At 61.0% G+C, this 14,343-nt stretch carries 11 protein-coding genes; 5 read left to right on the top strand and 6 right to left on the bottom strand.

The annotated features are described in order from the left end of the window. The first annotated feature begins 168 nt into the window (after positions 1-168). Positions 169-1,563: an L-serine ammonia-lyase gene (locus Q0072_RS01675; protein WP_298324827.1), complete on the top strand. Its 1,395-nt coding sequence runs from the start codon at positions 169-171 to the stop codon at positions 1,561-1,563. On the opposite strand, the gene Q0072_RS01670 is transcribed toward Q0072_RS01675, so the two are convergent. The 6 genes from Q0072_RS01670 to Q0072_RS01645 all read right to left on the bottom strand — a co-directional run bounded on the left by Q0072_RS01670 (position 1,560) and on the right by Q0072_RS01645 (position 5,316). Beyond that, a complete protein-coding gene (locus Q0072_RS01670; RefSeq protein WP_298324826.1) occupies positions 1,560-1,988 on the bottom strand; it encodes a hypothetical protein in 429 nt (142 codons plus the stop codon). The genes Q0072_RS01675 and Q0072_RS01670 overlap by 4 nt on opposite strands. Before the next feature lie 50 nt (positions 1,989-2,038). Continuing rightward, positions 2,039-2,926 (bottom strand): alpha/beta hydrolase, encoded by an 888-nt coding sequence (locus Q0072_RS01665; protein WP_298324824.1) that lies wholly within the window; start codon positions 2,924-2,926, stop codon positions 2,039-2,041. A gap of 64 nt (positions 2,927-2,990) precedes the next feature. Beyond that, positions 2,991-3,299: a Dabb family protein gene (locus tag Q0072_RS01660; protein WP_298324822.1), complete on the bottom strand. Its 309-nt coding sequence runs from the start codon at positions 3,297-3,299 to the stop codon at positions 2,991-2,993. Positions 3,300-3,365: 66 nt separating this feature from the next. Continuing rightward, positions 3,366-3,908: a YcxB family protein gene (locus tag Q0072_RS01655; protein WP_298324820.1), complete on the bottom strand. Its 543-nt coding sequence runs from the start codon at positions 3,906-3,908 to the stop codon at positions 3,366-3,368. A 44-nt stretch (positions 3,909-3,952) separates the two neighbouring features. Then, positions 3,953-4,345 (bottom strand): MerC domain-containing protein, encoded by a 393-nt coding sequence (locus tag Q0072_RS01650; RefSeq protein WP_298324819.1) that lies wholly within the window; start codon positions 4,343-4,345, stop codon positions 3,953-3,955. Between the two features lie 242 nt (positions 4,346-4,587). Further along, positions 4,588-5,316: a polysaccharide deacetylase family protein gene (locus tag Q0072_RS01645; RefSeq protein ID WP_298324817.1), complete on the bottom strand. Its 729-nt coding sequence runs from the start codon at positions 5,314-5,316 to the stop codon at positions 4,588-4,590. Between the two features lie 249 nt (positions 5,317-5,565). On the opposite strand from Q0072_RS01645, the gene Q0072_RS01640 reads away from it, so the two are divergent. The 4 genes from Q0072_RS01640 (at position 5,566) to Q0072_RS01625 (ending at position 14,095) form a co-directional block, all read left to right on the top strand. Further along, the gene (locus Q0072_RS01640; RefSeq protein ID WP_298324815.1) at positions 5,566-7,647 is read left to right on the top strand and encodes a glycoside hydrolase family 2 TIM barrel-domain containing protein; all 2,082 of its coding nucleotides are present in this window, start codon (positions 5,566-5,568) and stop codon (positions 7,645-7,647) included. 367 nt (positions 7,648-8,014) lie between these two features. Next, a complete protein-coding gene (locus Q0072_RS01635; protein WP_298324813.1) occupies positions 8,015-9,028 on the top strand; it encodes a LacI family DNA-binding transcriptional regulator in 1,014 nt (337 codons plus the stop codon). Positions 9,029-9,421: 393 nt separating this feature from the next. Further along, positions 9,422-12,277: a TonB-dependent receptor gene (locus Q0072_RS01630; protein WP_298324811.1), complete on the top strand. Its 2,856-nt coding sequence runs from the start codon at positions 9,422-9,424 to the stop codon at positions 12,275-12,277. A gap of 318 nt (positions 12,278-12,595) precedes the next feature. After that, on the top strand, positions 12,596-14,095 hold the full coding sequence (locus tag Q0072_RS01625; protein WP_298324808.1) for a tryptophan halogenase family protein: 1,500 nt from the start codon (positions 12,596-12,598) through the stop codon (positions 14,093-14,095). The last annotated feature ends 248 nt before the right edge of the window (positions 14,096-14,343 follow it).

Raw genomic sequence — 14,343 nt, 5'->3', positions numbered from 1 at the left:
TTTTGCGGCCCCAAGGCTTCCGGTCCCTGTCCGATCTCATACAACTGGGTCATGCGCGGCCTCCCTTCCCTCTTCTATAGCGGGGTTTGGCCATCGCACAATCAGGATGTTGTGGCAGACCAAACCGTGTTAAGCCGCAACGAAGTTACATCTGCATCGAGTTTCCCCATGCTTTCCGTCCTCGACATGTTCAAGATCGGCATTGGCCCCTCCTCCTCGCACACGGTGGGGCCGATGCGCATTACGCGCCGCGCCCTGATCGAAGCGAAAGCGGCGGGGTTGCTGGATCAGGCGGCGCGGGTGCGCGTTGAGCTTCAGGGGTCTTTGGCCCTGACCGGCATCGGCCACGGCTCGGACAAGGCGGCGGTGCTGGGGTTGTTGGGCGCCGAGCCCGATCAGGTCGATCCCGACTGGGCCGATGCCACCTATGAGGCATTGAAAACCGCCAGCGAGATTCCGCTGTTTGGCGGCCCGACCATTGGCTTTGATTACCGCCGCGATATCGACTTCCGTGGTGATATCACGCCGCGCCTGCACCCCAATGGCATGAGCGTGCGCCTTTACGATGCGGCGGGCGCAGAGCTGTTCGAACGCACCCTCTATTCGACCGGCGGCGGCTTTATCGCCTCGGCGGCACAGTTGTCGGCTCCGGCGCAAAACGACCGCATCAGCGTCGGTCAGAAGGCCACCTTACCCTTCACCTCAGGGGCCGAATTGCTGCACATATGTGCGCAACATAATCTCAACATCTATGATGTTGTGCTGGCCAATGAAGACGCCCGCCGCCCGCGCGCCGAAACCGACGTCGGCTTGAGACGCATCTGGGAGGTGATGGATTCAGGCATCAACCGCGGTCTGAAAACCAGCGGCATCCTGCCCGGCGGGCTCAGCGTGCAACGCCGCGCCCCGCGCCTGTTTGAGACGCTGAAAACCGAGTCGCACAATCAGGAGTCCGAGCGCCTGTTCGACTGGCTGAACGTCTTTGCCATGGCCATTAATGAGGAAAATGCTGCGGGCGGGCGCGTCGTCACCGCCCCGACCAATGGCGCAGCGGGCATTATCCCGGCCCTGATCCGCTACTACTGCGCTTTTGACGGCTGGAGCGAGGCCGATACGCGCTCGGACGGCAAGATCGGGCGCTTCCTTCTGACCGCCGCCGGGATCGGCATGATCTATAAACAACGCGCCTCGCTGTCCGGGGCTGAGATGGGCTGTCAGGGTGAGGTCGGCGTCGCCTGTTCGATGGGGGCGGCGGGCCTCAGCGCCGTCTGGGGCGGCAGCGCGCCGCAGATCGAGCACGCCGCCGAAATCGGTATGGAGCACAATCTGGGCCTGACCTGCGATCCGGTCGGCGGGCTGGTGCAGATCCCGTGCATCGAGCGCAACGCCATCGGCGCGGTGAAGGCCGCCAATGCCGCGCGCCTGTCCTTGCGCGACGAAGGCCCGCACAAGGTGACGCTGGATCAGGTGATCGAAACCATGCGCCAGACCGGCCTCGACATGTCGTCGAAGTACAAGGAAACCTCGCAGGGCGGCCTGGCCGTCAATGTGGTGGAATGTTAGTTTTTGACCGGCATCCGCTTGAGGCAGTCATTCAGGCGCGGCATCAGGGTGTCGCTGTCCACCTTGCCTAACTCTGTCTTGACGGCGGGTGTGGCAACCGCCGCAAAGACAAAGCGCTCGGTGTGACCTTCGGCGATCTTGATGGCGGCATCGGCTTCGCTGAGCGACTTTTTGGCGGCCTCCAGCCCCTCGGTCGAAAGGTTGGGCGAGCGTTCGATACGCACGATCAGGCTGTCCATCACCGCGTACTGACGGTCGCGCAGCACCTCAGCGATGGCGCGGCATTCGCTGGCTTCGGCGGCGCTAAGCGGCTTCGCTTCGGTCACAGGTGCAGGCGATTGAGGGACCGTTTGGGCGACAGCCAGCCCAACCCACAAGACACTCAGGCACATTCCTATCGCGGTCGCGTGACGCACAAGGCTCATGAAACTCCCCGCTTAATGAGATGTGCCGATACCACCGGCGCGCGGCCCAATTATGGCACGGAGACATAACCCCTGTCGATCAGCCAGTCTGACAACCGCGCGGGCCAGTCTTTGACCGCACGCAGGTTCGACCGCTCGCCCATATTGAAGGCATGACCGCCGGCGGCCAGTATGTGCGTTTCGACCGGCACCTCCGGCCACGCCGCATAGAGCCGCGACAGGCGCTCCAGCACCGCCACCGGGCCGTGATCGTCGTGCGCCGTCAGGAAGAAGGCCGGGGGCGGTGCCGTCTCAAAGCGCTCCGGCACGCCCAAAGGCCCCGGATAGACCTCGATGATAAAGTCCGGGCGCGCGCTCAACCGGTCCACCGGATCGGCCGCCGTCGCTTCGCCGTCAAAGCCCGCAAAGGCCGTCATGTGGACCAGTTCACCCCCGGCGGAAAAGGCCATCACGCCAACGCGCGTGATGCCATATTCGGCGGCGTGGGCGCGCACCCAGCGCACGGCCCGTCTCAGGTCCGCCGCGCCGTGGGTGGCGATGTCATAATCGGCTTTCGGATTGTCGCTTTCGCGCCCCAGCCGGTATTTCAGCGCAAAGGCCGTCACGCCCTGCGCCTGAAGGAAGCGCGATGGTTTCAACCCTTCGGAATTGAAGACGAGGTTTTCGTGCCCACCGCCCGGCAGGACGATGATGGCCGTACCGCTGTTGCGGGCGGGCTCCGGGCGAAACACGGTCAGGGACGGATTATTGACACCCCGCACCCACCAGTCGCCGGATTTTTCGGGCACATCGCGTAAGGATTCAAAGCCCGGCGCGCCCTTGTCCCACAGGGGCATAACGACGCCCGCATTGGGGGTAACGGTCTGCGCCAGCGCGGGCGACAGGCTCAGCACCGCAACGACACAGGCCAGACTATTGGCAATAAAACCGGCGCGCATAATCATCCTCCCTTATGTTTTGGGAGGAACATAGAACGATGTGCGAAAATCTGTATGCGGTTTTTTACAGCGCCGTGGTGGCCGCCGCTTCGACCGTGTAATCCGCCGCCACGCGCAGCTCACGCAAGGGGCGCACAATATCAATCGACTGCTGATACAGCGGATGCTCTTTATAGGCGCGCAAGGCCGTCACATCGGCAAATTCGCCATAGACCACAACTTCGATATCGTTGCCGAGCTGATCGACCTTTTCATTAAAGGCGACCTCCAGCTTCTGGGCGTGCGGGATCTGCGTCAGCAGGGACAGGCCCTGACGGATGCGGTCGCGATCGGCGCTATCCTTGCAACTGAACATGACGATGTGACGCAGCATCGGGACAATCCGTACAAAATGTAACCGCCGCCCCTCTTAAAGCCTTAACCGAGGCAGTCAAGCCGATTACGATCCGGCTGTAGCCTTTGCCCGCGTCCATCTATCGTAGGCTTCATCGAAGAAGGTATGCACGGCCACTTCATCGGAAAAGATGCGGTCTGGAATTATGACCGCCATATGTGGGTGGACATAGACAAGGCTCAGCTTGCCGCTGCGCACAACATCGTGAAGTCCAGCCCATTTATATCGCCCTTCTTGTTGCGGCAGAGCGGATATGAAATGTTCGTCCGTAAGCGAAACCCTGATTTCTGCCTGGCCGATCGGTTGCTTGCCGAAACGCAAGAGACATCGTGCCAATGCACATCCCTGCATAAGAATGGCACTAACTATGAACGCGAGAACAAAGGCTGCAAGCGTTACGCCTAACCGCACCTCAACAGCCAGATTGTCGGATGTGAGAAAAATCATCACCGCAACAAATAGCGGCGCTGGCACGAAAACCAGCCACGACTTCCAGCTACGGTAATGACGCACTAGAAAGTGCAAATTGAAGGCCGCATATTCGTTGGCTCTGATGCGGTAAGGCGGAAGTTCGATATCCGTAGCCATAGCAATAGTTCTGGCATGATCTATCAATCTAGGCAAGCCGCAACTCAGGCGTGCTTATGCCCCCGGCGATGCAGGCGCGAATTGAGATAGTGCGCCCCGGCGACAAACATCGCGCCAATAATGCTGATCAGGGTTTCATGCGCGGCCACCACCGGCACAAAGGCCGCCGCCGCCAGAAGCCCCAGACCAAACACCGCCAGAGCGGCCACCAGCGGCTTTTTCCAGCCGCCCGTGCGATGCAATGCCCAGACGCTCAGCGGCGCGGCCAGCAGGATCAGCACCTGATGCACCAGATGGTCGCCCGCCACCTGCCCCAGCACCGGCAGAGCCGCCACGGCAAACGGCAGCAGCAGACAATGCGCCAGACACAGGCCCGACAGGCCGATGGCGGTGGCATCCATCCACGAATTTGACTTGGGGTCGGGCACGGGGGTCATGGGGCGCGGGGGCTTCGCAGCTTGGGAGCAAGGTCGGGCTTCAGACATATGTTATACCGTAACTCTTTGCAAGGGGCGAGGCGAAAGATGGAGCGCAATCCGATAAAGTGGACACCACTTTTCGGAAAAATTGCGCGACCACAAAAAAGCTTAGAGCCATTCGTAGGCTCACCTGAGCCAACGAATGCTCTAACCCAACCCATATGTTACTTTATAACATTATTGACAAGCCCGGCGCGCGATTATTTTTCCCACTCGACGTGTACCACCTTATAGCCATTGGCTTTCAGCGCTTTCAGCATCTGCGGCAGGGCGGCCGCCGTGCTGTCCTGACCGTCGTGCATCAGGATAATACCACCGCCCTTGGCCTTAAGGCGTTCCAGCAGGCGCGCGGTGAGCATGTCGGGCGTCTGATCCGGCAGCCAGTCGTCAATCCCCAGATCGACCGACATCACCGTTATTTTCTGGGCCTTCAGCGCCTCCATCAGCGTCGGGCTTTCGGCCAGAAACGGGAAGCGATAGGCCGAAGCCGCGTGGCCAAAGGTCGCGGCGTAAATGTCCTGCGTCGTTTTCAGATCGCTCTGTTGCGCGTCGGGGCTCAGTTGCGTCATGTTGAGGTGCGTCAGGCTGTGCATGGCCGTCGAATGACCACCCGCCGCCACCTGACGCGCCAGATCGGGGTGTTTGGCCATGTTGTCGCCGACCATGAAGAAGGTCGCCTTCACACACTGATCGGCCAGCGCCTTGAGCACCGGGGGCGTCGATTCGGCGCGCGGCCCGTCATCAAAGGTCAGCACCACCTCACCCGGCTGCAAGGGCAAGGCCCCGTGCTGCGCCGTGCCGTAGGCGGCGCCTTCGCGTTTTAAAACCAGTGTCCGCGACGTACCCAGGGCGTCCGGCCCACAGGCCAGCGCCGTCACCGGCAAGGCGGCCAGGCTCAAACAGGCCGCGACCACAACAGAACGAATCATGCGACACACTCCCCAAAGATGATCCGGACGGATAAACCCGCACGGTCTTATTTGCAGCCATATTGCCTGCATAATCGACCGCTGGAAAGCCGCTACGGTGATTAATGCAACGGCCGAAGGTGCTGAACGCATCCGGCCGTTGAAAACTCGCGAATGTCTCTTGTGCATCACGGGCACGAGACATTCGCGAAACGCATACCCGTCGTCATTTTCAATGACGCCTGGCATCAAAAAAAGGATACGCCAAGGATGAGCCTCCCCCGCGCCCTGATCTTTGCCCTGCTGGCCTGTATCGGCATCGCGCTTCCCGCTGCTGCGCAGATTCACGCCACGGCCTCGCTCGATACGGGCTGGCGCTTTCTGAGGGCCGATGCCAAAGGCGCCGAAGCCCCCGCCTTTGACGACAGCGCGTGGCGCGTCGCCACCCTGCCCCACACGGCCAATGCCGGCGATGGCGAAGACGGCCCGACGGCGGGCAAAAGCGACTATTACCGCGGCACGATGTGGTATCGCAAAGCCATCGAACTGAAAGCCCTGCCCGACAGTAAACGACTTTATCTGCAATTCGACGGCGCGGCGCTGGTCAGCGATGTGTTCGTCAATGGCACCTTTGTCGGGCGGCACGAAGGCGGTTACGCCACCTTCCGGTTTGATATTTCGCGCTATGTCACCACTGGACGCAATGTGGTCGCCGTGCGCCTGTCCAACGCCGTCTGGCCGCACATCGCGCCGCCGGGCGGGGATTTTACGCTCTCAGGCGGGCTCTATCGCGGTGTGTCGCTGATCGAAGCGCGCGAAGCCGGGTTCGACTGGCTGGATCACGGCTCGCCCGCCGTGGCCGTCACCACACCGACCGCATCCACCCAAAGCGCCGAACTGAATATCCGCGTCGGCCTGCGCAATAACCGCGCTCAGCCGGCGCGCCTGATCGTGCAGACGCGCATTTTCGACGCTTCGGGCACGCCCGTCTTAAGCGTCTCCAAAGCCGTCAATGTCGCTGCCAACGGCACGGCCACGGCTGACCTGAAAGGCGAACTGCGGGCCCCGCGCCTGTGGAACGGGCGCAAGGACCCGTACCTCTATTCGGCGGTGACCGAAATCAGCGACGACCGCTCGACACTGGACCGCAACTCGGTCAGTTTTGGCATCCGCACGGTGCGATTTGATGCGCAGAAGGGGCTTCTGCTCAATGGCCAGCCCTATGAGGTCAATGGCGTCAACCTGCACGCCAGCCGCGCGGGCAAGGGCGGCGCGATCACACCGGCCGATATTGTCGAAGACTTCAACCTGATCGAGGAGATGGGGGCGACCGCCGTGCGGCTGGTCCACTATCCGCATGCCGAAACGGCCTATGAGGAGGCCGACCGGCGCGGGCTTCTGGTCCTCACCGAGATTCCGCTTGTTGGCCACCTGCCTGTGGTGACCGAAGCGATCCGCGCCAATGCAGCGCAGCAACTGCGCGAACTGATCCGGCAGAACATCAACCACCCCTCGGTGATCGCCTGGGGATTGGGCAACGAACTGCACGGCGAAACCGCGGCTATAGCCGGCCTGTTCCGTGAACTGAATACACTAGCAAAAACCGAAGACCCGACGCGGGCAACCATCTACGCCCATTGCTGCGTCGCCGACGACGATGCCCGCGCCCTCGTCACCGATCAGCTCGGCTTCAACCGCTATTTCGGCTGGTATCCGGAACAGAAGGGCACGCTGAGCGAATGGGCCGACGCCTATCACAAACGCTTCCCGACGAAGCCCTTCGCCGTCACCGAATACGGCGCGGGCGGCAGCGTCGCGCATCAGGACGACACACCGGGCGCGGTCGTGCCGGCCTCCGGCTGGCACCCGGAGCAGTATCAGTCTCTCTATCACGAAACCAACTGGGCCATGCTGAAGGCCCGCCCCTTCATCTGGGGCCGCTTTGTGTGGCAGATGTTCGACGCGGCTTCGGACGGGCGCAACGAAGGCGAGCAGTCGGGCATCAACGACAAGGGCCTCGTCACCTATGACCGCAAGACGCGCAAAGACGCCTTCTGGTTCTACAAGGCGCAGTGGTCGAAGGCTCCGGTGGTCTATATCACCTCACGCCGTTTCAATCAGCGTCATGAGCCGCGCGCCGATGTGAAAATCTACACCAATCAGCCGCAGATCACCCTGACGGTCAATGGTGCCAAGCTGGCGACGCAAAATGCCGTCAATGGCGTGGTGATCTTCAAAAGCGTGCCGCTCAATCCAGGCGTCAATACCATACAGGCCGAAAACGGGCCCTATTACGATCGCGTGCGCTGGGCCTACACGACGCCCTTGGAAACCCTTATCCCCACACCCTGATACCAAGCGTCATTCAAAATGACTTTGGTATTCTCTTCGCGAATGTCTCATGCCCCTAGGCTGCGGTGATGATTAAAGATTTAATGCGGTTCTTTTCTCCTCCCCATTCTATGGGGAGGTGGCAGCGAGCGAAGCGACGCTGACGGAGGGGTATAACCCAGCGTAGAGATACCCCTCCGCCTCGTAAACTCGGCACCTCCCCATGATATGGGGAGGAGGAAGATCGCAAACCTTAATTCGTCACCACAGCCCAGTGCAGATGAGACATTCGCGAGTCCTCAAAGGTTGAATATGCTTTCCATTTGCAATGTCGGTAGCTAAGTAGAAAATATACAAATTATAAGATCTGCCCAGAGGACTCGCCGCCGTGTCGCCCCGCCCCCGCCTTCAGGATATTGCCCGCATCGCCGGCGTGTCGGTGGCCACCGTGTCGCGCGCCCTGTCCGATTCGCCGTCGGTTAACCGCGTCACCAAGCGGCGCATCTGGTCGATTGCGCGCGAACACAACTATTTCGGCGACGCCGAAGCGCCGGTGCCGATGTCAGGCGCCAATGCCACCATCGCCATCGTTATCCCGCCGCCACACGGGCGCGAAGGACGTTTCTCTGACCCCTTCTATCTGGAAATGATCTCCGATGTGGGCGAAGCGGCGCGCGACATGGGGTGTGATCTGTTGCTGTCGCACCTGACGCCGAAAAACCAGCACGACCTGACGTCGCTGATGCACAATATCCGCGCCGACGGGGTGATCTTTCTGGGGCAGTCCTATCTGCACGAACGCTTCAACCACCTGATGAAGTCGCACCGCAACTTCATCGTCTGGGGGGCGGAAATCGCCGGTCAGACCTATTGCAGCGTCGGCTCGGACAATCTGCACGGCGGGGCGCGCGCCACGGCGCACCTGGCGCGGCTGGGGCGGCGGCGCATCGCCTATCTGGGGGATGTCGGCGAAGCCCCGGAAATGAAGCAGCGCTATCAGGGCTATCTCAATGCGCTGAACGCCGCCGGGCTCGACTTCGACCCGCAACTGATCGTGCCCTGTCACTTCGAGATGGAATCGGCGCAGGCCGCCGTCACGCATTTGCTGCATAAGGGGATCGCCTTTGACGGCATCTTTGCCGCCTCCGACATCATTGCGCTGGGGGCTATCAAAGGGCTGACGCGCGCCGGGCGCAACGTGCCGCAGGACGTTTCGGTCGTCGGCTATGATAATATCCAGCTCGCCGCCTATGCCCACCCCATGCTGACCACCATCTCACAGGAACTGGCGCGCGCCGGTCGGCTGATGGTGTCAAAGCTTCTCGGCGCACTCAACGAAGGCGAAATGCTGTCCGAGCGTCTTTCGACCGAGCTGGTCGTGCGCGAGTCCTGCGGCGGGTAAAACCCTAAGATTGACGCAAGGTCACATGTTAGCGCTATCGTAAAATTTGCATAATTTTGTAATTTTTTGCATTAAATTGCAAAAACAATACCTTCGATATGCACAACACCTTCGACGAAATCCCCTCGCAAATGCGAGAAAAAGCGGGTGAATCTGGTATATTCTCGTACAATTGCGCGCAAAACGTTACATCAGAGCCACAAACAGCCTCAAAGCGTACAGGAAATCCGGCGCAACATTTTCACTCGGTTGCAAAAACATTAACTCCGTGTCATAGACCCCCGACACGGCCCGACAGAGGCCGGTTATTGAGAAGCTACAGGGACCAGAGTGTTGCCACGCGAACCAGAAGAGTTTGCGATCCATAAGAGACAGTCAGGAAGGCTCTACATCATGAAAACCGGACACGGCACTTTCCGCCGCGCCACCTTGCTCTGCAGCGGAGCGGGCATCGCGCTCGTCACCTCGCTGGCCCTGTCGGCGCCCGTCATGGCGCAGGACACCGCCGCGCAAAAGGCTGACGATGGCGTCACCGAGGTGGTCGTCACAGGTATCCGTCGCGGTATCCAGGACGCCATTTCCGCCAAGCGTAACTCCACCTCCATCGTCGAAGCCGTATCGGCTGAAGACATCGGCAAGCTGCCGGATCAGTCGATCGCCGAATCCATCGCCCGCCTGCCCGGCATCGCGGCACAGCGCACCAATGGTCGCGCTCAGTCGCTGAGTGTGCGCGGTCTGGGGCCGGACTTCACCGTCACCACGCTCAATGGCCGCGAACAGGTTTCGACCAATGACGGCCGTGGCGTGGAATTCGACCAGTATCCGTCGGAACTGATCTCTCAGGTTCTGGTGTACAAGACGCCGAACGCCTCCATGCCGACGCAAGGCATTGCCGGTACGGCTGATCTGCGCACCGTGCGCCCGCTATCGTTCGGCAAGCAGGTCGTGGCGCTCAACTATCGCCGCGAACAAAACTCCAACGACGCCTTTATCGGCGGGTCGAGCAATACCGGCAACCGCTATGCCGTCACCTATATCGACCAGTTCTTCAACAAGACTCTGGGTGTGGCCATCGGCTACGCCTCGACCTCTTCGCCGTCGCAACTGCAAAAGTGGGAAGCCTGGGGCTATACGCGTAACTTCTACGGCACCAACAACACCATCATCGACGGCGCCAAGCCCGAAGTCGCCTCGTCCAACCTCGACCGCGACGGCCTGATGGCCGTGCTGGAATGGAAGCCGAACGACCGTCTGCACATGACCGTCGATGCCTACCATTCGGAGTTCAACGAGACGCAACTGCGCTCGCGCATCGAATTCCCGCTGTTCAACCCGGCCAACAACTCTGGCTCCTCCGCCTGTCCGACGGGCTGCGCCGGGGCCGCCGTGCCGACGGGCTGGGACGGTCAGACGCGCCTCGTCTCCTACACCGCCTCCAACGGCCTGGTGAACAGCGCCACCTTCTCCGGCATCAAGACGGTACTGGGTAACTACGTCACGCAGCGTGAAGCCACGCTCGACAATATCGGCTGGAACACCCGCTATCGCCTCAGCGACAACTGGCTGCTCGAAGCCGACCTGTCGCACGCCAAGGTCGATCGCACGGACCTGATTCTGGAAACCACCGCCGGTACGGGCCTTGACGGTTCGGGCGCGCTCGACACCGTGACCATCAAGCAGTCGGGTCAGCAAGGGGCGACCATCACTTCGGCGCTCGACTACACCAATTACAGCACCATCTTCCTGACCGACCCGCGCGGCTGGGGCGGCGGCACGCAGGCCGGTTACCTGAAGAACCCGACGATTGTGGACGAACTGGACATCATCCGTCTGGCCGCCACGCGCACCTTCGACAACAACCCGCTGTTCTCGAAAATCTCGTTCGGTATCAACCGCACGGAGCGCTCCAAGTCGAAGGTCGGCAACGAAGGCACGCTCACCCTGTCGAAGGCCGCCACGCCGGTCCCGATGTCGATGGCCGTGCCGGAACAGTATCGTCGCGGCACCACCGCGCTCGATTTTATCGGCATCAAGGGCATGATCTCCTACGATGCGCTCGGCATGTATAATGGCGGTGTTTACACCTTCCGCCGCAACGTTGCGGCCAATGCCATCAAGAACACCTGGGCCGTGGACGAAACCGTCACCACCCTGTACTTTATGGCCGACATCAATACCGAGCTGCTGGGCAAGCCGCTTCTGGGCAATATCGGCGTTCAGCAGCAACACGCCGAACAGACGGCGACCTCCATCTATACCGGCGGCACGGTCTCGCCGGACAACGGTCAGGTCATCACGGGCGGCACCGACTATAACGACGTCCTGCCCAGCCTGAACCTGAGCTGGGAAATCTTCGAGAATACGCAACTGCGCTTCGCCGCGGCCAAGACGCTGTCGCGTCCGAAGATGGAAGACATGTCGGCGGGCTTCAGCTACGACACCTGCCGCAATCCGTGCGCCACGGTTACGGGCACGGGCGGCACCACCAACTACTACTGGACGGCCAATGGCGGCAACCCGGCGCTGGAGCCGTGGCGGGCGACCTCTTACGACCTGTCGATCGAAAAGTACTTCGGTCGCAAGGGCTATGTGGCGCTGGCCCTGTTCAAGAAGGACCTGACCTCCTACGTCTTCGACGCGCGCACCACCTATGACTTCAGCGACACGACGAAGTTTGCGGTCAATCCGAACCAGCTTGGGGCCGGCCTGCCGGCGCACCCGGCCCAGACCAATCGCGTGGGCATCTATTCGACCAAGCTGAACGGCGATGGCGGCTATATCCGCGGCCTCGAATTCTCGGCCTCCATTCCGGGTGAGCTGATCACGCCGTGGCTGGACGGGTTCGGGGTGATCTACAGCTTCACCAAGAACGAGTCGGAGATCAAGCCGAACGGCACGACGGCCATCCCCATCCCCGGCCTGTCGGAGAAGGTGGAAAACACCACCGTCTATTATGAAAAGTACGGCTTCTCAGCCCGCGTCTCGCAGCGCAAGCGCGATGACTTCCTGGGTGAAGTGCCCGACTATCAGAACAATGCCGAACTGGTCATGGTGAAGGGCGAGTCGATCCTTGATGCGCAGCTCTCCTACACCTTCCAGAGCGGGCCGTTGAAGGACCTCAGCATCCTGCTGCAAGGTAACAACCTGACCAACGAACCGTTCATGACCTACTACTCGACCCCCGCCGAAGTGCGTAAGTACGAAGACTATGGTTCGAGCTATATCATCGGTATCAACTACAAGTTCTGATCGCTCAGAACATCCCCGGTCGGAGCGGAAACGCTTCGACCGGGTACTTAGAGCGCGTTGATTTAAAGGGTGTTCTCATTCAAGCACCTCCCCTGATTTCAGGGGAGGTGGATTTTGGAGCGAAGCGACAAAAGACGGTGGGGTTAATACCGCAGCTTTAACCCCACCCGGCGCTGCGCGCCACCCTCCCCTGAAATCAGGGGAGGTGCTTAAAACAGAGTGTCGTTTCCCCCTGAAATCATCTCACTCTGGACACCCGCTTCGGCGGGTGTTTTGTTTTCACCCTTCCGCTTTCGCCGCCATTTTCCGGGAACAGGCATGGTCGATACAGTCAAGCGCATCGTTATCGCCGGGGGCGGCACGGCCGGTTGGATGACCGCTGCTGCCCTGTCGCAGATCATGGGAGAACAACTCAGCCTCACCCTGATCGAGTCCGAAGAGATCGGCTCAGTCGGCGTCGGCGAAGCGACCATCCCGATGATCGCGCACTTCAACGCCCTGCTGCGTCTCGACGAAAACGACTTCCTGCGCGAGACGAAGGGCACGATAAAGCTCGGCATTGCCTTTGAAGGCTGGCGGCACGAAGGCCACAGCTATATGCACGCCTTCGGCACGCTGGGCCGTGATCTGGGCTCGGTGCCGTTTCATCACTACTGGCTTCAGGCGAATCTCGACGGACAGGACGACGACCTGTGGGCCTATTCGCTGAATGAGCGCGCCGCCTATGCCAACCGCTTCGCGCCGCTGAACCAGATCCCCAATACGCCCCTGCCCGGCATACCCTATGCCTATCATTTCGATGCCTCGCTCTATGCCCTTTATCTGCGCCGTCTGGCCGAAGCGAAGGGGGCGCGCCGCATCGAAGGGCGCATCCGCGACATCGCGCTGCACGCCGAAACCGGCCATGTGACGCGCCTCAGCCTTGAGGACGGTCAGTCGGTCGAGGGCGATCTGTTTATCGACTGCTCCGGCTTTCGCGGCCTTTTGATCGAAGGGGCGCTGAAGACCGGCTTCGAAAGCTGGAAACACTTGCTGCCGTGCGACCGCGCCTGGGCCGTGCCGTGCGAAAGCGTCTCGCCGCTCACCCCCTATACGCGCTCCATCGCCCGCGAAGCCGGCTGGCAGTGGCGCATCCCGCTTCAGCACCGCACCGGCAATGGCTACGTCTTCTGTAGCGACCATATCTCGGAGGACGAGGCCGCGACCCGCCTGTTGTCGCGGCTGGACGGTCAGGCGCTGGCCGATCCGCGCCTGATTCGCTTCGAAACCGGGCGGCGGCGTCTTCAGTGGAACGGCAATGTCATCGCGCTGGGCCTGTCGTCCGGCTTTATCGAACCGCTGGAATCGACCTCCATCCACCTCATTCAGTCGGGCATAGCGCGCCTGATCACCCTCTTCCCGCACGCCGGTTTCGACCCGGCTGTGGTGGCCGAATACAACCGTCAGAGCGCGCTGGAGTTCGAGCTGATCCGCGACTTTATCGTCCTGCACTACCACGCCAATGAGCGCCACGGCGAGGCCTTCTGGGATCAGGTGCGCCACATGGCCATACCTGACGTGCTGGCGCACAAGATGGCGCTGTTCCGCGCGTCGGGGATGATTCAGCCCAACCCCAACGACCTGTTTCAGCTTCCTGCCTGGCTTCAGGTCATGGTGGGGCAAAATGTCCGCCCCGCCGCCGCACATCCCTTCGTCGCCGCCGTGCCCGAAGCCGCGCGTCAGGACTATCTGGCCAATCTGCGCACCATCATCGGGCGGGCGGCTGAGGGTCTGCCGACACATGAGGCCTATATCGCCCAGCACTGCCGCGCGGTGTAGTTGGCTAAGCTCCAGGTCCGACGGGCAAAGTCCGGTCGTCCAAGCGCCTCCTCTGATTTGGCTTCGCCGAATTTCGTTTCAGGGGGGCGTTAAACCGCGGCAACAATTTAAGATTTAACGCGACTTCTTCTCCCCATATCATGGGGTGTAGCGTAGCGAAAGTATAGCTTTCGCAAGCGATGGGCAGCGAGCGAAGCGACGCTGACGGAGGGGTATAACCGTCCGTAAGATACCCCTCCGCCTCGTAA

Origin of the sequence: Asticcacaulis sp. (assembly GCF_027484505.1) — a bacterium.
Taxonomy (GTDB): Bacteria; Pseudomonadota; Alphaproteobacteria; order Caulobacterales; family Caulobacteraceae; genus Asticcacaulis.
Note: the sequence above shows the minus strand (reverse complement) of the source record. Positions and strands in the feature narration are given on the sequence as shown.